Annotated in this window: 22 protein-coding genes; 18 read left to right on the forward strand and 4 right to left on the reverse strand. The window is 66.4% G+C overall.

Annotated elements, in window-relative coordinates:
* Positions 1 to 2 precede the first annotated feature (2 nt).
* From N5D48_RS05940 to N5D48_RS06015, 16 genes are all read left to right on the forward strand, one after another.
* Positions 3 to 377 (forward strand): type II secretion system protein, encoded by a 375-nt coding sequence (locus N5D48_RS05940; protein ID WP_279882183.1) that lies wholly within the window; start codon positions 3 to 5, stop codon positions 375 to 377.
* A complete protein-coding gene (locus N5D48_RS05945) occupies positions 352 to 873 on the forward strand; it encodes a type II secretion system protein (protein WP_279882185.1) in 522 nt (173 codons plus the stop codon). Before N5D48_RS05940 ends, N5D48_RS05945 begins: the two co-directional genes overlap by 26 nt.
* Positions 870 to 1,265, forward strand: a complete 396-nt coding sequence (gene csgE, locus N5D48_RS05950; protein ID WP_279882187.1) for a curli production assembly/transport protein CsgE — start codon at positions 870 to 872, stop codon at positions 1,263 to 1,265. The genes N5D48_RS05945 and csgE overlap by 4 nt, the downstream gene beginning before the upstream one ends.
* Entirely contained in the window at positions 1,262 to 1,681 is a 420-nt protein-coding gene (locus tag N5D48_RS05955; RefSeq protein WP_279882189.1) for a curli assembly protein CsgF, read from the forward strand. Before csgE ends, N5D48_RS05955 begins: the two co-directional genes overlap by 4 nt.
* A gap of 32 nt (positions 1,682 to 1,713) precedes the next feature.
* On the forward strand, positions 1,714 to 2,556 hold the full coding sequence (locus N5D48_RS05960; protein ID WP_279882191.1) for a CsgG/HfaB family protein: 843 nt from the start codon (positions 1,714 to 1,716) through the stop codon (positions 2,554 to 2,556).
* 112 nt (positions 2,557 to 2,668) lie between these two features.
* Entirely contained in the window at positions 2,669 to 4,024 is a 1,356-nt protein-coding gene (locus N5D48_RS05965; RefSeq protein ID WP_279882193.1) for a hypothetical protein, read from the forward strand.
* A 241-nt stretch (positions 4,025 to 4,265) separates the two neighbouring features.
* The gene (locus N5D48_RS05970) at positions 4,266 to 4,874 is read left to right on the forward strand and encodes a transposase (protein ID WP_279882195.1); all 609 of its coding nucleotides are present in this window, start codon (positions 4,266 to 4,268) and stop codon (positions 4,872 to 4,874) included.
* 81 nt (positions 4,875 to 4,955) lie between these two features.
* The gene (locus tag N5D48_RS05975; RefSeq protein WP_279882270.1) at positions 4,956 to 6,491 is read left to right on the forward strand and encodes a ShlB/FhaC/HecB family hemolysin secretion/activation protein; all 1,536 of its coding nucleotides are present in this window, start codon (positions 4,956 to 4,958) and stop codon (positions 6,489 to 6,491) included.
* A gap of 32 nt (positions 6,492 to 6,523) precedes the next feature.
* A complete protein-coding gene (locus tag N5D48_RS05980) occupies positions 6,524 to 8,329 on the forward strand; it encodes a MotA/TolQ/ExbB proton channel family protein (RefSeq protein WP_279882197.1) in 1,806 nt (601 codons plus the stop codon).
* A 10-nt stretch (positions 8,330 to 8,339) separates the two neighbouring features.
* Positions 8,340 to 8,765, forward strand: a complete 426-nt coding sequence (locus N5D48_RS05985) for a biopolymer transporter ExbD (RefSeq protein WP_279882198.1) — start codon at positions 8,340 to 8,342, stop codon at positions 8,763 to 8,765.
* 8 nt (positions 8,766 to 8,773) lie between these two features.
* Positions 8,774 to 9,445 (forward strand): energy transducer TonB, encoded by a 672-nt coding sequence (locus N5D48_RS05990; RefSeq protein ID WP_279882201.1) that lies wholly within the window; start codon positions 8,774 to 8,776, stop codon positions 9,443 to 9,445.
* Positions 9,446 to 9,483: 38 nt separating this feature from the next.
* A complete protein-coding gene (locus N5D48_RS05995) occupies positions 9,484 to 11,184 on the forward strand; it encodes a putative porin (protein WP_279882202.1) in 1,701 nt (566 codons plus the stop codon).
* A gap of 15 nt (positions 11,185 to 11,199) precedes the next feature.
* The gene (locus N5D48_RS06000) at positions 11,200 to 11,847 is read left to right on the forward strand and encodes a DNA repair protein (protein WP_279882204.1); all 648 of its coding nucleotides are present in this window, start codon (positions 11,200 to 11,202) and stop codon (positions 11,845 to 11,847) included.
* Positions 11,848 to 11,875: 28 nt separating this feature from the next.
* On the forward strand, positions 11,876 to 12,349 hold the full coding sequence (locus tag N5D48_RS06005; protein WP_279882206.1) for a YbjN domain-containing protein: 474 nt from the start codon (positions 11,876 to 11,878) through the stop codon (positions 12,347 to 12,349).
* Positions 12,346 to 13,299, forward strand: coding sequence for a peptidylprolyl isomerase (locus N5D48_RS06010; protein ID WP_279882208.1), 954 nt, complete (start codon positions 12,346 to 12,348; stop codon positions 13,297 to 13,299). Before N5D48_RS06005 ends, N5D48_RS06010 begins: the two co-directional genes overlap by 4 nt.
* A 57-nt stretch (positions 13,300 to 13,356) precedes the next feature.
* Positions 13,357 to 14,316, forward strand: coding sequence for a LysR family transcriptional regulator (locus N5D48_RS06015; RefSeq protein ID WP_279882210.1), 960 nt, complete (start codon positions 13,357 to 13,359; stop codon positions 14,314 to 14,316).
* A 156-nt stretch (positions 14,317 to 14,472) separates the two neighbouring features.
* Here the strand turns inward: N5D48_RS06015 and alkB are convergent, their stop codons facing one another.
* Positions 14,473 to 15,117: a DNA oxidative demethylase AlkB gene (gene alkB, locus N5D48_RS06020; protein ID WP_279882212.1), complete on the reverse strand. Its 645-nt coding sequence runs from the start codon at positions 15,115 to 15,117 to the stop codon at positions 14,473 to 14,475.
* Positions 15,118 to 15,371: 254 nt separating this feature from the next.
* Here alkB and ilvA point away from each other — a divergent pair, with 254 nt between their 5' ends.
* The gene (gene ilvA, locus N5D48_RS06025; RefSeq protein ID WP_279882214.1) at positions 15,372 to 16,922 is read left to right on the forward strand and encodes a threonine ammonia-lyase, biosynthetic; all 1,551 of its coding nucleotides are present in this window, start codon (positions 15,372 to 15,374) and stop codon (positions 16,920 to 16,922) included.
* Positions 16,923 to 16,999: 77 nt separating this feature from the next.
* On the forward strand, positions 17,000 to 18,148 hold the full coding sequence (gene yiaY / locus N5D48_RS06030) for an L-threonine dehydrogenase (protein WP_279882216.1): 1,149 nt from the start codon (positions 17,000 to 17,002) through the stop codon (positions 18,146 to 18,148).
* 130 nt (positions 18,149 to 18,278) lie between these two features.
* Here the strand turns inward: yiaY and N5D48_RS06035 are convergent, their stop codons facing one another.
* From N5D48_RS06035 to N5D48_RS06045, 3 genes are all read right to left on the reverse strand, one after another.
* Positions 18,279 to 19,472 (reverse strand): hypothetical protein, encoded by a 1,194-nt coding sequence (locus N5D48_RS06035; protein WP_279882218.1) that lies wholly within the window; start codon positions 19,470 to 19,472, stop codon positions 18,279 to 18,281.
* 157 nt (positions 19,473 to 19,629) lie between these two features.
* Entirely contained in the window at positions 19,630 to 20,097 is a 468-nt protein-coding gene (locus N5D48_RS06040) for a VOC family protein (protein WP_279882219.1), read from the reverse strand.
* A 271-nt stretch (positions 20,098 to 20,368) separates the two neighbouring features.
* Positions 20,369 to 21,988 carry an NADP-dependent glyceraldehyde-3-phosphate dehydrogenase gene (locus tag N5D48_RS06045; protein ID WP_279882220.1) on the reverse strand — a complete coding sequence of 540 codons (1,620 nt, stop codon included), beginning with the start codon at positions 21,986 to 21,988 and terminating at the stop codon, positions 20,369 to 20,371.
* Positions 21,989 to 22,027 lie beyond the last annotated feature (39 nt).

Consider the following 22,027-nt stretch of genomic DNA (forward strand, 5'->3'; position numbering starts at 1 on the left):
CGATGAAAGCGAGCAAAGGCTTCACCCTCATCGAGCTGCTGGTGGTCATGGCGATCATCGCCACCCTGATGACCATCGCCATGCCGAAGTACTTCAACAGCCTGGAGGCATCCCGCGAGGCCACTCTGCGCCAGAGCCTGGCGGTGCTGCGCGAGGCGCTGGACCACTACTACGGCGACACCGGGCGCTACCCCGAATCCCTGGAGCAACTGGTGGAACAGCGCTACCTGCGCAACACACCGCTCGACCCGATCACCGAACGCCGCGATGCCTGGCAACTGCTGCCACCCCCCGAGGGCGTGGCGGGCGGGGTCGCCGACATCAAGAGCGGAGCCACCGGGAGGGCACGCGATGGCAGCCTCTATGCCCAATGGTGAAGCGGGTTTCACCTACCTGGGCGTGTTGCTGCTGATCGCCGTCAGCAGTGTGGCCCTGGCCGCCACCGGCACCTTGTGGGCCACCAGTGCGCAGCGCGAGCGCGAGCGCCAGCTGCTCTGGGTCGGTGGCCAGTACGCCCAGGCCCTGCGCAGCTACTACCGCGCATCGCCCGGCCTTGCCCAGTACCCGCGTGACCTGGGCGAGCTGGTGGAGGACAACCGCTTCCCGTCGCCACAACGCCATCTGCGCCGCCTGTATCCGGACCCGCTGGCGGGTGCCGACGGCTGGGGCCTGCTGCGTTCGGTCGACGGGCGCATCACCGGGGTGTACAGCCGCTCGAGCGGCGCGCCGCTCAAACGCAGCGGTTTCGATGCCCAGTGGAGCGGCTTCGAGGGGTTGGAGCGCTACAGCGACTGGCAGTTCGTCGCCGAGCAGGCCTTCGCCGAGAGCGCCAGCGGCGCCCGTCGCCACGCAGGCCCAGGAGACGCGCCATGAAACGCCTGGCCATGCTGATCTGCCTGTGCCTGACCCTGCTGCAAGGGCAGGCGCGCGCCGGACAGGAGGACGAGATGATGGGCTTCATCGTCGACAACACCATCTCGCACATTGGCCACGACTTCTACTCCGCCTTCAGCGACCGGCTGCACGCCACCAGCCGGCTGGATTTCAACCTGGTGGTGCGCGAACGCCCGGATGCCCGCTGGGGCAGCCTGGTGACCGTGGAGTACGAACGCGAGGTGCTGTACCGGCGCTTCCTGCCGCCCAGTACCACGCAACTCAAGGACGAGGCCATCGCGGCCGCCGACCTGGTCCGTCAGCAGATCATCCAGCGCAAGTTGCAACGGCTGCTGCAGGACACAACCGATCTGGAGAGGGATGAGCTATGAGCAACCCCATGCTGCAACGTTTCGCCGCCTGCCTGCTGGCCGCGAGCCTCGGTGGCCAGGCCCTGGCCACGGAACTGGTACACACCCCGGTCAACCCGGCCTTCGGCGGCAACCCGCTCAATGGTGCCTACCTGCTCAACAACGCCCAGGCGCAGAACGACTACGACGACCCCGACCTCAAGGATCGGGCCTCGGCGTTCACCGGCACCTCGGCCCTGGAGCGCTTCAGCAACCAGCTCGAATCGCGCCTGCTGGGCCAGCTGCTGGACAACATCGGCAACGGCAAGACCGGCAGCATGGCCACCGACGCCTTCCTGATCGATGTCATCGACGACTCAGGAGCGCTGAGCATCAAGGTCACCGACCGGGCCACGGGGGAAGTGTCGATCATCGAGGTCAGCGGCCTGAACCCCTGAGAGGGACGGGTCTTTACCGGGGAGAGAACACCATGAAACGCCTGCTGAGCACACTGCTGATCCTCGCCGCCCTGCAAGGCTGCGGCCTGCGCGAGCCGATGCCCGCCGAACAGGATGTCGAGACGCCCACGCTGACGCCGCGCGCATCCACCTACTACGACCTGATCAACATGCCCCGGCCCCGTGGCCGGCTGATGGCGGTGGTCTATGGCTTCCGCGACCAGACCGGTCAATACAAGCCGACCCCGGCCAGCTCGTTCTCCACCAGTGTCACCCAGGGGGCGGCGAGCATGCTGATGGACGCGCTCAACGCCAGCGGCTGGTTCGTGGTGCTGGAGCGCGAGGGCCTGCAGAACCTGCTGACCGAGCGCAAGATCATCCGCGCCTCGCAGAAAAAGGCCGAGGTGCCGGAGAACATCCAGGCCGAGCTGCCGCCGCTGCAGGCTGCCAACCTGATGCTCGAGGGCGGCATCATCGCCTACGACACCAACGTGCGCAGTGGTGGCGAGGGTGCCCGTTACCTGGGCATCGGGCTGTCCCGCGAGTACCGGGTCGACCAGGTCACGGTCAACCTGCGCGCGGTGGATGTACGCACCGGGCAGGTGCTGGCCAACGTGATGACCAGCAAGACCATCTATTCGGTAGGGCAGAATGCCGGGGTGTTCAAGTTCATCGAGTTCAAGAAGCTGCTGGAGGCGGAGGTGGGTTACACCACCAACGAGCCGGCGCAGCTGTGTGTGCTGTCGGCCATCGAGGCGGCGGTGGGGCACCTGCTGGCCCAGGGCATCGAGCGGCGGCTGTGGCAGGTGGCGGGGGACGGGGCAGGGGACAAGGCCGTGCTGGACAGGTACCTGGGCCAATACCAGCAGCAGTGAACACGGCCTGATGGCCTGGGTAACCTGGTAATTCTGTCAGTAGAACCGGTTTCTTTCGCATGGGTAAATGGCCGCCAGAACGCTCTCCCACAACAAGCGACCCTGGTGCTTCATGAAAGAAACTCTCAGTCCGTCCATCAGGTACCTCACTGGTCTTGCGCTGCTTCTGACGCTGGCCGCCTGCAGCTCGACAGCACCGCCTGGCCTGACGGCCAGCTCTTCGGCGACGCAGCTCGACGAGCGCGGCCGGCAGGCCGTCGGCGAACTCAGGCGCTGGTACAACAGCACCACCGACGACTGCGGCGGGCCGGACAAGCCTGCCTACCTGTGCAGCGGGCTGGCCTTGCGCACCACCGCCAGCAGTCCGGACTTCCTGCCTTGGGACCCCACCGACAACCAGCTTGAAAAGGGCAGCGTCGCCTTTTCCTGGGTGCGCCGGGACAACAACTTCGCCAGCCCCGCCAACAACCGCAACGGCCTGCTGCTGTATCCGCCCCAGGCGGTACCGGCCGGCAAGATCGCCGACCTGAACGTGTTGTGCACGTTCCCGATCAATGCCAATACCAACCAGCGCCGGACGTTGCAGGGGTGCGGTGCGATCAGCGGTTTCGAAACGACCACCGACACCTGCATGACCCTGGGCATCGGCTCGGCGCAGCAATGGCTGGGCGCCTATCCGCAGGCGAGAAACTTCCGGGTGTGCGGCTGGGATCTGCGCCAGCAGCGTAACGATGCGGCCAGGTGGTTCCAGACCGCGATCCAGGCACGCGCGGGCATGTCTGCGGCGAACTGGGCGTACAACAACGAAGTGTTGTTGCCGGTCTGGCCTAGAGGCAAGGGGGGCGAGCTGCCTGTGCATTCGTTCTTCTACATCGAGGGTGACCGCGTAGCGTTGGCCAAGGCGCAGTACGACCAGATCCGCTATGCGCAGCACTACCAGCAGTGGCTGCCGGTGGTGCGGGTGACGTTTCCTGTGCAGCAGACCGACGGCATGACCTTCGGCTATCTCCCTGAAGACCAGGCGGCGGGCCGTCCGACCCCCACGCCGTCCATCACGTTCGAGGATCAGCCCGTAGGCGCGCGCAGCCCGGTGACCAGCCAAGGTGTCGAGTTCGCGCTGCACAGGCTTGACCACAGCGCCGTCAGCGACGAACTCCATGAAAACAGCGCAGGCCGGATCACTGGCAAGCACCTGGCGGTGGATTCCACGATCCATTTCGTGCTGGAAGGGGCTGGACGTCGATTGGTGAGTTTCTCCTGGGGCTGCAACACCTCCTGCGCCATGCAGACCGCCATCGGCCAGGTGCATGTCTCTCTGGACGATGACGAGCTGGGAGAGATGCGCTATGGCAGGCAGGAGTTCATCATCGACGGGCCTGAAGCCTTTGGCCTGACTGTCGATAGTACCGATGACGCTGGCCGACTGGTGCTGGACAACCTGAGCGTGCAGGCGTTGCCGGAAAAGTAACCTCGACCCCGCGTGACGGGCTCACTCGCGACGGCACCGTCGAGCCCGTCGCGATCATCACAGCTCCACCCACCCTCCCAGGGCGTCCGGCATTCAACGCCCGGCGCCCGCGATGAACCTTTCATGACAAAAGTTCGGTAGCAAAGCGCCATCCCTGTCAAAGCCATGAACACGGACAAGGCACCCGGCCACCAGGCCAGGCGCAGCGTCGGAGCACGCGGGGAGCGGGGCGATGGGGACTATGGAACGCTACACCAAAGTGGGAATGCAGGAGCTCGACCAGCGCCTGGCGAAGATCGTCGAGGCGGCGCGCAAGCAGCCGGTCTCGGTGTACCGCTACGGCGCGCCCTGGGTCTGGATCGTGTCCCAGGAAGACTGGCAGGGCGCCCTGCGCGAGGTGGCCAGTTGCGTGCCGCCCGGTCATTCGCTGGCGCAGCTCAAGCCGCGTATCGAGGCGCTGCTGGACGAGCACCACGGCGCCCTGGCGCGCCTGGCCGAGCAGCAAGGCATGAGCATCGCCCCGCACACGCTGATGCACGTGCTGCTGTTGCAGCTTCTCTACTCGGTGCGCAGCGAGAAACAGCTCTACGAGCAGCTCACCTACAACCTGCTGTTTCGCTGGTTCGCCGGCCTGGAACTGAAGTCGCGGGTGTGGAACTTCAGCCTGTTCAGCCACGACCTCGGGGTGCTGCTCGGCAGCGCCATGGCGGTGTCGCTGCTGCAGCGCATGGTCGACGAGGTGCTGGGCGCCAGCTTGCAGGCGATGCCCGAATTCAGCCTCAACCTGGCGCTGCTGCACAGCTGGCTGGCACGCCATCAGGGTCAGGGCTCGCCTGATCACAACCACTAGAAACCAATCGCATAACGGGCTCTGTAAGGGGGCGGTGTGGAGCAATTGTTCTTCAAACGATGCGGCGTGGGCGCAGGGGTACTGCTGTGCCTGTTGTCGGCCACGGTGGCCGCCGACGAGCCCGAGCGTCGGGTCGAAATCAACGAGTATGTGGTGCGCGGCAATACCGTGCTCGACGCCCAGGCCATCGAGCAGGCGGTGTACCCGTACCTAGGGCCGGACAAGACCCTGGCCGACCTCGAAGGTGCCCGTGAGGCCTTGCAGAAAAGCTACCAGGCCCGTGGCTACCAGTCGGTGTTCGTCGAGCTGCCGGAACAGAAGGTCGAAGGCGGGATCGTCTATCTGCAGGTGACCGAGACCAAGGTCGGCCGGGTGCGGGTGGTCGGCGCCAAGCACTACTCGCCGGTGGAGATCCGCGAGCAGGTGCCAGCGCTGGAGGAGGGCAAGGTGCCCGACTTCGCCCAGGTGCAGGACGAGCTGGCCGCGCTCAACCGCAGCCCGGGCCGCCAGGTCATGCCCCTGGTGCGCGAGGGCCAGCGTGCGGGCACCATGGATGTCGACCTGCAGGTCGAGGACAAGCGCCCCTGGACCCTGAGCCTGGGCCTGAACAACGACCACAGCGCCGATACCGAGAAGCTGCGCAGCGTCGTCAGCCTCGGCTACAACAACCTCTGGCAGGCTGGCCACAGCGTATCGCTGACCTGGTTCACCGCGCCTGAGGATCGTGACAACGCCGAGGTCTGGTCCGGCTCGTACGCCATGCCGTTGAGCGAACGCTGGACCGTGCAGTTCTCCGGCTACCAGTCCGACAGCGACGTGGCCACGGTCGGCGGCACCAACGTGTTGGGCAAGGGCCATTCGTACGGCGTGTCGGCCATCTACAACCTGCCGGGCGTCGGCGCCTGGGCCCATGCCTTGTCGATGGGCGTGGACTTCAAGGACTTCGACGAGCAGGTCGGCCTGGGCGGCAGCCGCGACAAGGTGCCGCTCAAGTACGCGCCGATCAGCCTGGGCTACAACGGTTACCGCTTCACCGAACAGGACCAGCTGACCTTGGGCCTGAACCTGGTGGCCGGCACCCGCGGCCTGTTCGGTCACGGCAGCGACGACCAGGCCTTCGACTACAAGCGCTATCGCGCCGATTCGAGCTTCGCCGCGCTCAAAGGGGACGGCGGCTACACCTTCGATTTCGCCGGCACCTGGCAAAGCGCCTCGAAGCTGGCGTTCCAGCTGGCGTCCGGCCCGCTGGTCTCGAACGAGCAGTTTGCCGCCGGCGGTGCCACCTCGGTGCGCGGCTATCTCGCCGCAGAACGTACCGGCGACGATGGCGTGCTGTTCTCCCAGGAGCTGCGCACGCCCTCCATTGGCCGCTATGTCGGCAGCTACATCAGCGACTGGCGCTTCTACCTGTTCGCCGAAGGCGCGCAACTGCGCCTGCAGGACGCCCTGCCGGAGCAGGATGACAGCTACAGCCTGGCCAGTGTCGGCATCGGCACGCGCGCCACCCTCAGCGACTGGCTGTCCGGCAGCCTCGACTGGGCCGTGCCGCTCAAGGACGGCCCCAACACCGACAAGAACGATTCCCGTGTGCACTTCAGCGTGCAGGCGACCTTCTGACTCACTGACCGGCATCGACCTGGAGACCTCTCATGCAACGCCTGATAATGACCCTGCTGCTGTGCCTGGGCTTCGCCCTGCCAGGCAGCGCCAGTGCCTGGTGGCAGGACGACTGGATGTACCGCAAGCAGATCGCCGTGGACACCACGCCCCAGGGCGCCGGCCTGACCCAGCCGCTGGGCCGCACCGCGCTGTTGGTGCGCCTGCACACCGGCAACTTCAGCTTTGATGGCGTCAGCGAGAGCGGCGCGGACATCCGTTTCGTCAGCGCCGACGACAAGACCGTGCTCAATCACCATGTCGAGCAGTTCGATCCGCTGATGGGCATGGCGCTGATCTGGGTCGACGTGCCACGCATCGAGGCCGGCCAGCGCCAGGACCTGTGGATGTACTACGGCAACCCGAAGGCCCAGGCGCCTGGCGGGCAACCTGCTTTCGACGCCGACTACACCGCGCTGTACCACTTCGATGGTGCCACCGTGCGCGACGACAGCCCCTACGGCAATCAGTTGCAGGGGCCGACGGCCAGCGTCGATGGCGTGATCGGCCGGGCCATCCAGCTCGGCGGCCAGCCTCTGCAACTGCCGGCCAGCGCCTCGCTGCAGTTGCCGGCGGGCGCGGCCTTCACCTTCGGTGTCTGGTTGCGCCAGGACCAGGCCGTTGGCGATCAGCTGTTGCTGGCCCGGCGCGAGTCCGGCCACAGCCTGCTGCTGGGGTTGACCCAGGGCGTGCCGTTCGTCGAGGTCGATGGCCAGCGCGCCAGTGCCAATCAGACCCTGGCTCCCGGCCAGTGGCAGCACCTGGCGCTGGTGGGCGAGGGCGGCAACCTGAGCCTGCTGCTCGAAGGTCAGCCGGTGGCCCGTCTGGCGGCCAACCTGGCGGCCTTCGACGGTGCGCTCGGTATCGGTGGTGATCTGCCACCGGCCGAGGGCGAGCCGGCCAGTGGCTTCGCCCCGTTCGTCGGGGCCCTGGACGAGTTGCGCATCTCCCGTGTCGCCCGTAGCCAGGCCAGCCTGCAGGTCGATGTGCTGGCCCAGGGCGCCGAGTCGCGCCTGGTGGTGTATGGCGTCGATGAAGAACAGTCGGGCTTTGGCTTCGGCGGGCTGGGCTTCCTGCTCAAGGCCGTGCCGGTGGACGCCTGGGTGATCATCGCCGTCCTGGTGCTGATGATGCTGCAGTCGTGGGTGATCATGTTGCGCAAGCAGCGCACCCTGAACCGGGTGACTGCCGCCAACACCCGTTTTCGTGAACAGTTCGCCACGGTGGGCACGCGCCTGGAGCAGTTTGCCGACGACCCGGCACTGCACGAGCGCCTGAACGATTCGCCACTGTGGCGTTTGTACCTGGTGGCGGTGCAGGAGATCCGCACCCGCCGGGCGCAGGGCGCCGATACCAGCGCGGTATCGGCCGCCACCATCGAGGCGATCCGTTGCTCCATGGATGGCGTGCGCACCCGCGAGAACCAGGCGCTGTCGTCGAAGCTCTCGACCCTGTCCAATGCCATCGCCGGCGGGCCGTATATCGGCCTGCTGGGCACCGTGCTGGGAATCATGGTGGTGTTCCTCGGTACCGCCATGGCCGGCGACGTGAACATCAACGCCATCGCCCCGGGCATGGCCGCCGCGCTGCTGGCCACCGCCATGGGCCTGTTCGTCGCCATTCCCGCGCTGTTCGGCTACAACCGCCTGACCACCCGCAACCGCGAGGTCGGCGCCGACATGCGGGTATTCGTCGACGAGTTCATCACCCGTCTGGCCGAGCTGCATGGCGAGGGCCAGGCCGGCGAAGTGGCGCAGCGCCTGGCCGGGCGCAGCGTCAATCCCTCGGTTCCGGCGTGAGGGCGCGACCATGGCATCCGTGAACAACGCCCATGACGACGACACCGACGCCGCGGTGGACAGCATCAACATCACCCCTTTGGTGGATGTGCTGATGGTGGTGCTGGTGATGTTCATCCTCACCGCCACCGCGCAGGTTTCCGGGATCCAGGTGCAGTTGCCCAAGGCCAGCGCCTCGGTGTCGCTGGCCCAGCCCAAGACCAAGGCAATCTCGATCAACGACGCAGGCCAGGTGTTTCTCGATGCCTACCCGGTGACGTTGCCAGAGCTGGAGGATCGCCTGCGCAGCGAGAAAGCGCGCAACCCCGACTTCCCGCTGATCGTGCGCGGCGATGCCGGTGTGCAGTACCAGAAGGTGGTCGAGGTGCTCGACCTGCTGCGCCGTCTCGAACTGGCCCAGGTCGGGCTGGTCACCGGCAAACCGAACCAGGGGTGAGGGCAGGCATGGAACGTAAAGCCAACCCCCGCCAGTGGCTGACCTGGGCCGTGCTCGCCGTGGCCGGCGCTGGCCTGGCCTGGCTGCTGTGGCAGTGGGCCAACGACATGGCCGGGGTGCGCCGCGAGGCGCCCAAGGTGCCGGCGATCATTCCGCTGCCGCCACCTCCACCGCCGCCACCGGAGCCGCCCAAGGAGCCGGAGCCGCCGGTGCAGGAAAAAATCGCCGAGCCTGAACCGGTGCCCGAGGCCGAAGAGGTCAAGCCCGCCGAGGATGCCCCGGACCCCGCCCAGGACCTGGCCGAACCGATGCAGATGGACGGCGATGCGCAGTCCGGCAGCGACAGCTTCAACGTCGGTGCCGGCAAGGGCGGTGGCATGGCCGGTGGCGGTGGTGGCGGCTTGGGCAGTGGCACCTACAGCCGGTACCTGGCCTACGCCTTCCAGCGCCTGCTGCGCGACAACCCCGAGCTGCGCAACCTGGTGTTCAACCTGCAAGCCGAGATCTGGCTCAGCGCGGCGGGGGAGATCACCCGGGTCGAGCTGCTGCGCGGCAGTGGCGAGCCCGAGGTCGACGCCCAGGTGGTCGCCGCCCTGCGCGCGGCACCCGCCCTCGATCAGCGTCCGCCCGCCAGCCTCACCCTGCCGGTGAAGATCGCCTTGCAAGGGCGCCGGCCATGAACAACGAAGCACGACCGACCTACAGGAGTTGCAAACCCATGAAGTGCCCAGTGAACCGATTGACCCTGGCGCTCGGCCTGCTGGCCGCCGCCACCGCGGTCGGTCCGGCCGTCGCCCAGGCTTCGCCGTCAGAGAACGCGACCGTCAACCTGATCCGCCTGCTGGTGGAGCAGGGCGTGCTCAAGCAGGACAAGGCCGACGCGCTGATCGCCCAGGCCGAGCGCGAGGCCCGCGAAGCCCGGGCCGCCGGCAGCGCCGCGCCGATCGTCGCCCAGGCCCCGGCGGCCAATGGCGAGGTGCGCGTGCAGTATGTGCCGGCCATCGTCCGCCAGCAGATTCGCGACGAGATCAAGGCCGAGGTGATGAACACTGCCAAGCAGGAGAATTGGGCCGCGCCCAATGCCTTCCCCGACTGGGCCTCGCGCATCAGTTTCGACGGCGACGTGCGCCTGCGCGGCGAGTCGCGCTATTACGCCGACGGCAACAGCAATGAGATCGTCGACTTCGCCAAGCTCAACGACAAGGGCCCGTACGACGTCAACCCCAACAGCAGTTCGAGCCTGCCACCGCTGCTCAACACCCGCGAGGACCGCGACAGTATCCTGCGCCTGCGCGCGCGTTTCGGCCTCAAGGCGCAACTGGCCGAGGACTGGGTGGCCGGCATCCGTGTCGCCACCGGCTCCAACAACAATCCGGTGTCGACCACCCAGAACCTGGGCGGCGGCTTCGGCAAGAAGGACCTGTGGCTCGACCAGGGCTACATCAGCTGGACCCCGAGCGAGCGCCTGACCCTGACCGGTGGCCGTATCGCCAACCCGTTCATGTCCACCGACATCCTGTATTCCCACGACCTCAACTTCGACGGCGTGGCGGCGTTGTTCGACCAGCCGGTCAACCGCGACCTCAGCCTGTTCGGCACGGTGGGCGCGTTCCCGGTGCAGTACAGCGACGACAGTGCCAGCAGCAACGGCTTCGACAAGGAAGACAGCGAGAACAAGTGGCTGTATGGCGCCCAGCTTGGCGCCAAGTGGGCACTCAACGACCAACACCGGCTCAAGGGCGCGGCGGCCTACTACCGCTTCGACGATATTGCCGGTTCGCGCTCCAGCCCCTGCGCGCCCTGGGACGGCCAGCCCGCCTGCGACACCGACGAGACCCGGCCGACGTTCATGCAGAAGGGCAACACGGTGTTCCTGTTGCGAGACATCAGGCCCAATCCGGCCAACCCGACCGCCACCGCGCAACCGCAGTTCGTCGGCATTGCCTCGGAGTTCGAACTGCTGGACCTGAACCTGGTCTGGGACGCCGACCTGCCCCATGACTTCAAGCTGCGCAGCCAGGTCGACTACGTGCACAACCTGGCCTACGACGAAGGCGACATGCGCAAGCGCTCGGCCGGCCAACTGGCCAACAATGTCGACGAGAACGGCAACATCAAGAGCGGCGGCGACGCCTGGATGCTCCAGTTCACCCTGGGCAACGCCCTGGAAATGCGCAAGGTCGGCGACTGGAACCTGTTCGCCGGCTACAAGCGCATCGAGCCCGACGCCTTGCCGGACGGTTTCAACGACTCCAGCTTCCATCTCGGCGGCACCAACGCCAAGGGATATTTCCTCGGCGGCAACTACGGCCTGGCCAACAACGTCTACGCTACAGCGCGTTGGTTGAGCAGCGAGACGGTCTACGGCGCGCCGTTTGATATCGATGTGCTACAACTTGAAGTCAACACGCGGTTCTAGGGAAGGAGCACCTGCATGAACAAGGGAGCTTATCGCCGTCGTTGCACCTGGCTGATGCTGGCCCTGGGCGCGAGCCTGGCAGCCTCGGCATCGGCCGAAACCCTCGAGGAACGCCTGCGCGCCCAGTTGCGCAGCACCACCCAACAGTTGCAGGCGCTGCAGAGCGAGCAGGCCCAGGCCAGCGCCGCGCGCCAGAGCGCCGAACAGCAGCGTGACGCCGCGCTGGGCCAGGTGCGTGAACTCACCGCGCAACTGGCCAGGGCCCGTGGTCAGAATGAGCAGCTGAGCGGCCAGCAGCAGGCCGTGCAGCACCAGGCCCAGGCCCAGGTAGCCAGCAGCAACGAGCAACTGCACAAGTACAAGCAAGCCTATGAAGACCTGCTGGGCATGGCGCGCGCCAAGGAAAGCGAGCGGGCCAGCCTGCAGGCGCGGCTCGGCGAGCGCGATGGCCAGGTGCAGCAGTGCCAGGCGCGCAACCAGCAGATGTACGGGGTGGCCAAGGAGCTGCTGGCCGCCTACGAAAAGGTCGATATCGCCGATGTCGTGAACATGCGCCAGCCCTTTGCCGGCGGGGCCCGGGTCAAGTTCGAGGAGCTGGCCCAGGCCTATGGCGACAAACTCTACGAGAGCCAGTTCGACGCCCCGCAGGGCGTGGCCCAGTGACGTTTTCTCAACGCAAGGAAGTAAGCACATGACCGAAGTCACCCTGATCGAAACCGTTAGCGCCGATTCCCTGACCAAGCTGCTGCAGGATGCCGGCTGCCGGGTCAACCGCACCGAGCAGAACGCCGTGGTGCAGTTGCTCAGTGCCAGCCAGGGCGTGGGCTATGCCGTGCGTTTCGGCAACCGTGCCGCCAACCAGGAGGGCGAGTTCCTCGATTTCACCTTCAGCTGCGCCCTGCGCATCCAGGGCGAGCTGCCGGCCGGCCTGGCCGAACGCTGGAACGCCAGTCGCCGTTTCGCTCGCCTGTCGGTGCAGGGCGAGTTCCTGGTGATGGAGAAGGACGTGGTGGTCGCCGATGGTGTCAGCGAGAAGCATCTGCTGGGCAGCCTGCTGCTGTGGGATCGCCTGCTGCAGGAGTTCATCGTCTATCTGCGTGACTACAGCCGTAATGTAGCCGAGCAGGCGTCGACCCACGATGCTGAACAGGCCAGCGCTTCGTGACGGCGCGCACCTTCTGGGCCAGCGCTGGCGCGCTGGCCATCGTCGCGGTGGCGGTCGCCCTGGCCTTGCGCCCGGGCGCCGAGCCGGTGGCGGCGGCGCGTTCGGCAGCCACCGCGCAGGCGCCGGGCGACAGCGGCCAGACCCTGGCTCGCCTGGGCGAGCAGCAGGTTGGCAGTGGCGAACTCAAGGCCCTGTTCGCGCAGTTGCCGGAGGACGCCCGCGCCAACCTGCGCGGCGACCGCCCGGCACTGGAAGCCTGGATTCGCGCGCGCCTGGCGGAGAAGGCCCTGTACCAGCAGGCCGAGGCCCAGGGCTGGTTGCAGCGCCCGGACGTCCAGGCCCAGACCCGGGCGGCCACCGAGCAGATCGTCCTGCGCGATTATCTCAATTCCGTGAGCAAGGTCCCCGACGACTACCCCAGCGACGCAGAACTCAAGCAGGCATACGAGGCAGGCAAGGCCGGCTTGCAACTGCCGGCACGCTACCGCCTGAGCCAGATCTTCCTGCGGGTTGAAAACCCCAGGGACGACGAGGCCGTGCGCAAGCAGGCCCAGGCGCTGGCCAAGCAGGCGCAGGCCGCGGATGCGGACTTCGCCACCCTGGCCCGCGAGCACTCGCAGGATGCCGGTACGGCGGCCAAGGGCGGCGATACCGGTCTGCAAGCGCTGGTGCAGCTGTTGCCGGAGGTGCGTGGAGTGGTGCCCAAGCTCAAGGTCGGAGCGGTCAGCGAGCCGGTGCAGAGCGCGGCGGGCTACCACATCATCAAGCTGGTCGAGCAGCAGCCGGCCCGCGCCGCGACGCTCGAAGAGGTCGCGCCGCGCCTGCGCGAGCTGCTGCGTGCCCAGCGCCAGGAGCAGGTGGCCAAGGCGTATGTCGAGGGCATGTTCGACACCGCGACCTTGAGCATCGATGGCGCGGCGCTCAATCAGGTACTGGAAAGCAGTCGCTGATCCTCAACAACCATGGAAGAACCGGACCCGTCCAGGCGGGTCCGGGGGAGGCGAGGGATGCCGATCGATCTATCCCGGGGGCAGCCCCCGGAAACCGCCGTAGCTGTCGTTCGCCCACAGGTACCGCTGGCCCTGGATGAACAGACCCAGGACTGTTTCATCATCACCGCCCGTTGTGGCTGTTTCATGCAGGCGGCGCGGCGACTCAACCTGAAGCCGGTGGCGCTGCGCAAACGCCTGGCGGCGCTGGAGGCGCGCCTGGGCTACAGCCTGTTCGTCAACCGCAACAACAACCCGGTGCTCAGCCAGCAAGGGGAGCGTCTGCTGCAGATTCTGCAGGCGCGTGAACCGGCCATGCCGGCACCTGTGCCCCGGGTGGACACGGCGACCGTGCGCCTGGCGGTGGCCGAACCCCTGTTGCAGGACCTGCTGGGCCGCAACCTGATCAATTTCGTTCGCCAGCACGCCGGCATGCGCCTGGACGTCGCCACCCTGGACGCACGCCAGGCCCCGGAGCGCATGGCCGATGTGGCGCTGTGGCTGGGCGACCTGCAGCGTCCCGCCGATTTTGCCGGAACCGTGCCCGAGGCGCTGGCCACGCTCGAGTATCTGCCGCATATCGCCAAGCGCTACGCCCGCGAAGCCAACCGCCCGACGCGGCTGGCGGACCTGCAGGACTACATGCTGGTGCAGTGGCAGGGCGAGTCGGGCGTACAGGCACTGACGCCCTGGCAGGCGCTGTTGCGCACGCGCAGCGCCGGGGTGACGCAGATCCAGGACTACGAGATGTACTGCCAACTGATCAAGTGCAGTGCCAGCGTGGGCTTGCTGGCGCACTATGCGAGCCATCTGGACCGTGGCCTGCTGGCATTGCCTGGCTTGTTCCGAGAGCCGATGCGTCGGCGGGTATGGCTTGCGGTGAATGCCGAGACCGAAGGTGATCCACTGGTGCAGGTGATGGTGGGTGCGATCCGGGCCGCGTTCGACGAGCGACGCGAGTGGCTCGCCGGGGATTGAGCGGTGCTGGCTCTGCCGGTTCCTGGTATCGCGCCGCTTGCTTCGCGGGCACAGCACATGACTTGGAGTAGATGCGGTCGCTGTGGGAGCGGCTTTAGCCGCGAACACCGGCGAAGCCGGTGCCAGGCTCCGTGGATTGGATCATCGCCCGGGCGCTCAGCCTGCCTTGCGCAGGGTCAGGTTGATCCGTCGCTCGCCCATGCGTGGGTGCACGCCTGGCTTGATCGGCAGCACCCCGTGAAAACGCAGGCGGTCCTCGCCGCCCCATACCAGAACGTCGCCATGGCTCAAGGGTATGCGCTCGGCACGGTCCGAGCGCTGCATGCCCCCGAACAGAAACACGGCCGGCAAGCCCAGCGAGATCGACACGATCGGTTGCCCGAAATCCGCTTCGTCGCGGTCCTGGTGCAGGCTCAGCCGCGTCCCTGGCGCATAGTGGTTGATCAGGCAGGCATCTGGCACGAAGCCTTCGAAGCCAGCCTGGGCTGCTGCCCGGCAGGCCAGCTCGAGAAGAATCGGTGGCAGGGCTGGCCAGGGCGCCCCACTGAGCGGATCGACAGGGCTATAGCGGTAGCCGTGGGCATCGCTGACCCAGCCCAGCGCGCCGCAATTGGTCAGCGCCACGGCCATGCGCAGCCCGCCGGGCGTGTGCATGTGCCGCCACGGCGCTGCGCGCAGCACGGGGCGCAGGGCATCGAGCAATGGTTCGATATCGGCCAGGACAAAGCCTGGCAGCAGCACTGTGTGGCTGGCCAGGCGCTGCGGCTGCTGGTCGAACAGGTCGAGGTCGGACTGGATCATGCTGCGTGCTACCAGGGGGCGATGGGCGATTGTAGCGCGTGATGCCCAGGTACCGACAAACCAGGGTGTTGACTTGCACCCATGAGCCGCGCTAGCTTCCCAGCCCATGAACACATTCCCGCAGTGTCGCGCCCTCAGCATTATTACCGCCATTATCAGTTTGGCGGGCTAGCGCACACATGCACTGAACCCGCCCTGGAGGCGGGTTTCTTCTCTCTGACTCCTGGGCAAGGCAAAACAACCAGGAGTCATCGATGACCAGCCTTCGTACCCCCGCAACGCCCCAGCAACTGCTGTCCGAGCAGGTGCGCCGGATTCTTTCGGCGCCCGTGTACGACCTGGCCATTGAAACACCCTTGCAGCGCGCGCCGGCCTTGTCCGCCGCCCTCGACAATCAGGTGCTGCTCAAGCGCGAGGACCTGCAGCCGACGTTCTCCTTCAAGATCCGCGGCGCCTACACCCGCCTGTCGCGCCTGACGCCGGCCCAGCGCGAGCGCGGTGTGATCACCGCCTCGGCGGGCAACCATGCCCAGGGCGTGGCCCTGGCGGCCTCGCACCTGGGCCTTAAAGCCACCATCGTCATGCCGACCACCACGCCCTCGCTCAAGGTCGAGGGCGTGCGCTCACGCGGCGGCCAGGTGGTGCTGCACGGTGAAAGCTTCCCCCATGCGCTGGCCCACGCCCTGGCCTTGGCCGAGCGCGAGGGCGCCACGTTCGTGCCACCATTCGACGACCCTGACGTGATCGCCGGGCAGGGCACCGTTGCCATGGAGATCCTGCGTCAGCACCCCGGCGCCCTGCACGCCATCTTCGTGCCGGTGGGCGGCGGCGGGTTGATCGCGGGGATCGCCGCCTACGTCAAGTACCTGCGCCCCGAGGTGAAGGTGATCGGGGTCGAGCCCGAGGACTCCAACTGCCTGCAGGCGGCCATGGCCGCTGGCGAGCGGGTGATCCTGCCGCAGGTCGGCACGTTCGCCGATGGCGTGGCCGTGGCGCAGATCGGCGCCCATTGCTTCGAGCTGTGTCGCCATTTCGTCGACGAGGTGATTACCGTGAGCAGTGACGAGCTGTGCGCGGCGATCAAGGACATCTATGACGACACCCGTTCGATCACCGAGCCCTCCGGCGCCCTGGCGGTAGCGGGGATCAAGAAGTACGTGGCCCGCGAGTGCGTGCAGGGCCAGGCCCTGGTGGCGATCGACTCCGGCGCCAACGTCAATTTCGACCGTCTGCGCCATGTCGCCGAGCGGGCCGAGCTCGGCGAGCAGCGTGAGGCGATCATCGCCGTGACCATCCCCGAGCGCCCCGGCAGCTTCCGTGCCTTCTGCCTGGCGCTGGGCAAGCGTCAGATCACCGAATTCAACTACCGCTACTACCCCGGCAAGGAGGCACGGCTGTTCGTCGGCGTGCAGACCCATCCCCTGCACGATCCTCGCGAGCAGCTGCTGGCCAGCCTGCGCGAGCAGGGCTATCAGGTGCTCGACCTGACCGACAACGAACTGGCCAAGCTGCATGTGCGCCATACCGTGGGTGGCCATGCGGCGTCAGGAGCGGACGAGCGGGTGCTGCGCTTCGAGTTTCCCGAACGTCCGGGGGCCTTGCTGGGCTTTCTCGAGCGACTGGGCAAACGCTGGAACATCAGCCTGTTCCATTACCGCAACCATGGCGCCGCGCAAGCGCGGGTGTTCGCCGGGCTGGAAGTGCCCGACGACGAGCTGGCCGGGTTGCCCCAGGCGCTGGACGAGATGGGGTACCTGTACTGGGACGAGACGCAGAACCCGGCGTATCGCCTGTTCATGGGCTAGGGTTGCGCTGGGTCAACGCGGGACGGTCGATTCGGGCGGATGCTCGAACTCTACCGTCAGCTTGAGAGGACCCGGCCATGAGCAGCACATTCTTCATTCCCGCCGTGAACATCATGGGCATCGACTGCCTGGACGAGGCGATGGCCGCGATCGCCGGCTACGGCCTGCGCAAGGCGTTGATCGTCACCGACGCAGGGTTGGCCAAAGCGGGTGTCGCCGAGCGCATCGCCGGCCTGCTGGCCATGCGCGACATCGATTCGCGTGTGTTCGATGGCGCCAAGCCCAACCCGAGCATCGCCAATGTCGAGGCCGGCCTGGCGATGCTGCGACGCGAAGGCTGCGACTGTGTGGTCTCCCTCGGCGGTGGTTCGCCCCATGACTGCGCCAAGGGCATCGCCCTGTGCGCCACCAACGGTGGGCATATCCGCGACTACGAAGGCGTGGATCGCTCGGCCAAGCCGCAATTGCCGTTGATCGCGATCAATACCACGGCGGGCACGGCCAGCGAGATGACCCGCTTCTGCATCATCACTGACGAGCAGCGCCATGTGAAAATGGCCATCGTCGATCGCAACGTCACGCCGATCCTCTCGGTCAACGACCCGGCGCTGATGGTCGGCATGCCCAAGGGCCTGACCGCCGCCACCGGCATGGATGCGCTGACCCACGCCATCGAAGCCTATGTGTCGACCGCCGCCACGCCGATCACCGACGCCTGCGCGCTCAAGGCCATCAGCCTGATCAGCGACAACCTGCGCCAGGCGGTGGCCGATGGCAGCGACCTGGTCGCCCGGGAAAACATGGCCTACGCGCAGTTCCTGGCAGGCATGGCGTTCAACAATGCCTCGCTGGGGTATGTGCATGCCATGGCGCACCAGCTCGGCGGCTTCTATGACCTGCCCCATGGCGTGTGCAACGCGGTGCTGCTGCCCCATGTGCAGCGCTTCAATGCCAAGGTCAGCGCCGCGCGACTGCGCGATGTGGCCAAGGCCATGGGCGTGAAGGTCTGTGCTCTGGACGCGGAGCAGGGTGCTGGCGCGGCGATCTCGGCCATCGAGCATCTGGCCGCGGCCATCGGCATTCCCGCGGGGCTGGCGGAGCTGGGGGTCAAGGTCGAGGACGTGCCGGTGCTGGCGGCCAATGCGCTGAAGGATGCCTGTGGGTTGACCAACCCTCGGGTAGCCAGCCAGGTGGAGATCGAGGCGATCTTCAAGGCGGCGTTCTAGCGGCTTGAGCCGGTACCGTGTCGCCTGCTTCGCGGGTAAACCCGCTCCCACAGCAAACTTCGGGGGATGCGCAATCCTGTGGGAGCGGGTTTACCCGCGAAGCAGGCGATGCGATATCGGCAAAATGCTTTCAGCGCTCACGCATGAAGAACCCGGCCACGTACTTGCGGAAGGTCTCCAGACTCTTGAAGTCGGCATAGCGCTTGAAGTTCTCGGCATCCGGTTCCGGGCCGATCGGCTGCGCCAGCAAGGACACCGAGAGCACCCGGTCCTGGTCCGAGGTCAGCACCAGTTCGTCCATCACCTGGCCACCGATCACCGGGCGGCGCATCAAGACCTTCACGCCCTTGCTCGCCATCCAGTCGATCAGCGACACCAGTGCCTTCAGTGGCTCGCGCTCCTCGTCGCGGTACACCGGGAACAGATGCCCACGTGACAGCACCGGCACGCTGGCCACATGGATCAACTCATAGAAATGGCTGCCGGCGGTAGCCGGCGAGTACAACGCCAGGGCCAACAGGGGGCCGCAAGCGCGGCTGCCGCCCCAGTACTGGTGGTGGCCCTGGAAGTCGAAGCCGTCCTCGCTGCGGTTGTTGAACAGTTTGCGCCCCTTGATCTGGTCGACGCAGTCGAGCAGCAGGCCATGCCGGCGGTGGTTGCCGAACACCGTGGCCTCGCGCAGGCGGGCCTTGAGCATCATCATGTGCTTCATGTCCAGGCGGGTTTCCAGGTAGTTGCTGGCCGGTACCCGCTCGAGCAACGGATAGCGGCTGGCGACTCCGCGCAGCTCGGCGAACTGGGCGGTAAGGTCTTTCTTCAGGTGGGTGGCGTAGACGTTCAGGCCGCTGACCTCGATCCATGTCAGCAGTAGCGAGAGCAGGCGCTGTTGTTCGCGCCGCTCGGCGGGATTGCGGGGGGCGCCCGCCGTTTCGCCGTCGCTGGCGCGGGGGTAGTCGCCAAGCAGGCGCAACGGCGTGTCCGGCGCGAGCCAGGACGCGGGCGGGGCCGTTTCCTCGGCCCGTTCGCCGGGCTCTCGCTCATCCTTGCTGAACGGACAGCCCTGGGTGTGTTCGGGCGTATCGGGGTTGTTGCGCAGGAACAACGTGCCGGTGCTGCCGTTCAACGACACGTTGAGCACCGGCAGCGCATCCTTGCGGCAATCGCAGGCCAGCCACTGGTTGGCGCTGCGCACCTTCATCAGCCACTGGTTGGCCTGCAGCAGGCGCGGGCCAGTCAGGGTAGCGCTGGCGAAACCCTCCAGCAGTTGTTCTTCCGCCGGGGTCAGGCTGCGCACCAGGGCGCCGGTTTTTTCGATGATTCGCATTGAGGGGCAGCTCCAAGCTACAAGCCTCAAGCTTCAAGCAAAGCCGCCCGGCTTTCAACTTGTAGCTTGAAGCTTGAAGCTTGAAGCTTGAAGCTTGAAGCTTGAAGCTTGAAGCTTGAAGCTTGAAGCTTGAAGCTTGAAGCTTGAAGCCTGCCGCTCAATCGCCGCCGAACAGCTTGGCGGCGCGGGCGCGGATTTCCTCGGGGGTCAGGTCTTCCTTGTGGGTGGAGACGAACCACAGGTTGTTGAACGGATCTTTCAGCGTACCGCTGCGATCGCCGTAGAACTGGTCCTTCACCTCGCTGACCTGGCTGGCACCGGCGGCGATGGCCTGGGCGTAGACCTTGTCGCAATCCTCGACATACAGGTGCAGGCCGACGGCGGGATGTTCGATGGTCTGGCTCGGCTTGAGGCCGCCTTCCATGTCGCACGGGTCGCCGAGCATCAGCGATGAGTCGCCAATTTTCAGTTCGGCATGACCGACGCGCCCGTCGGGGCCTTCGAGGCGGAACATCTCCACCGCGCCGAACGCCTTCTTGTAGAACTCGATGGCCTTGGCGGCGTCCTTGATGCCCAGGTAGGGCGTGAGGCTGTGCTGGCCTTCGGGAATGGGTTTGACTGCCATTTTCGTAAACTCCTTTCACGTGGGTTGTTGTTTGCAACATCCAGATGATTAGAGTCGTTCACGCGGGTGGAAAATCGACAGTCGCGTTATATCGATTGTCTATAGAAAACCGCGTTCAGGCGCTGATGCGTTCAGGGTAGGAGCGGCCTTGTGTCGCGAAAGGGCCGCAACGCGGCCCCGGCGATCTTTGCTTTAACGCTGAAATCCTGGGGCCGCTCCGCGCCCCTTTCGCGACACAAGGCCGCTCCTACAGGGGGCGTGCATGGAGAGATCAGAAGATGTAGTCGGTGGTCAGGAAGCTCGATTGCCGGTTGCGGATGATTTCACTGATCAGCTCCTTGTTCGCTTCCTGGAACTTGGTCGCCACCAGGGTACGGATGGAGAACACCCGCAACGCGTCATGCACCGACAGGGTGCCTTCGGCGCTGTTCTTGCGGCCATTGAACGGATAGGTGTCCGGCCCGCGCTGGCACTGGGCGTTGAGGTTGATGCGCCCGACCTGGTTGGCGAAGGTGTCGACCAGCGCGCCGATGGTCGCGGGATCGTTGCCGAACAGGCTCAGTTGCTGGCCGTAGTCGGAGTCGAGCACGTAGTCGACCACCGTCTGCAGGTCGCGGTACGGCACCACGGGTACCACCGGGCCGAACTGCTCCTCATGATAGACCCGCATGTCCTGGCTCACCGGATACAGCAGGGCAGGGTAGAAGAACGATCCGCGGCTTTCTCCGCCACCTTCGTTGAGCACCCGCGCGCCCTTGGCCGTGGCATCCGCCACCAGGCCGTCGAGGTAGTCGATCTTGCCCGGCTCCGGCAGTGGCGTCAGCGCCACGCCTGGCTCCCAGGGCATGCCGGGCTTGAGCGCGGCCAGCTTGCGCTGGAACTTGTCGAGGAAGGCCTCGACCACGTCCTCGTGCACGAACAGGATCTTCAGCGCGGTGCAGCGCTGGCCATTGAACGACAGCGAGCCGGTGACGGCTTCCTCGACGGCGTTGTCGAGGTCGACCTGGGGCAGCACGATGCCGGGATTCTTGGCGTCCAGACCCAGCGCGGCGCGCAGGCGGTGGGGGCGCGGGTGGAGTTTCTTCAGGTCGCTGGCGGCCTTGTGCGTGCCGATGAAGGCGAACACATCGACCTTGCCACTGGCCATCAGCGCGCTGACGGTCTCGCGGCCGCGGCCGTAGATGACATTGATGACCCCGGCCGGGAAGCTGTCGCGGAACGCCTCGAGCAGAGGACGGATCAGCAGCACGCCGAACTTGGCCGGCTTGAACACCACGGTATTGCCCATGATCAGCGCCGGGATCAGCGTGGTGAAGGTTTCGTTCAGCGGGTAGTTGTAAGGCCCCATGCACAAGGCCACGCCCAGCGGCGCGCGACGAATCTGGCCGAGGGTGCCCTGTTCGAGCTCGAAGCGGCTGGAGCGGCGGTCGAGGTCCTTGAGGGCGTTGATGGTATCGACGATATAGTCGCAGGTGCGGTCGAACTCCTTTTCCGAGTCCTTGAGGTTCTTGCCGATTTCCCACATCAGCAGCTTGACCACGGCGCTGCGTTGCTCGCGCATGCGCGCCAGGAAGGCCTCGACATGCTGGATGCGTTCGGCCACGCGCATGGTCGGCCAGGCGCCGCGACCCTTGTCGTAGGCGGCGACGGCGGCGTCGAGGGCGGTCAGCGCGGTGTCGGCATCGAGCAACGGGGCACTGCCGAGGATCACCTGCTGTTCGTCGCTGCCGTCCTTCAGCCAGATCGGGCTGCGGACGGTGGCCAGCGGCCCGTGCCATTGCCGCAGCTCGCCGCCGACCAGGTAGTCGCGCTGTTCCAGCGGTGGCCCCAGACGCCAGGCCTGGGGAATATCTTCGGGCTTGGGAAACAGTGAGTCGAGCAGACGATCCATGGGTACCGCACCTCTCTAATCCGATGATGAAGCGTTTCA

It is taken from the genome of Pseudomonas sp. GD03858 (assembly GCF_029840925.1).
Classification (GTDB): Bacteria; Pseudomonadota; Gammaproteobacteria; order Pseudomonadales; family Pseudomonadaceae; genus Aquipseudomonas.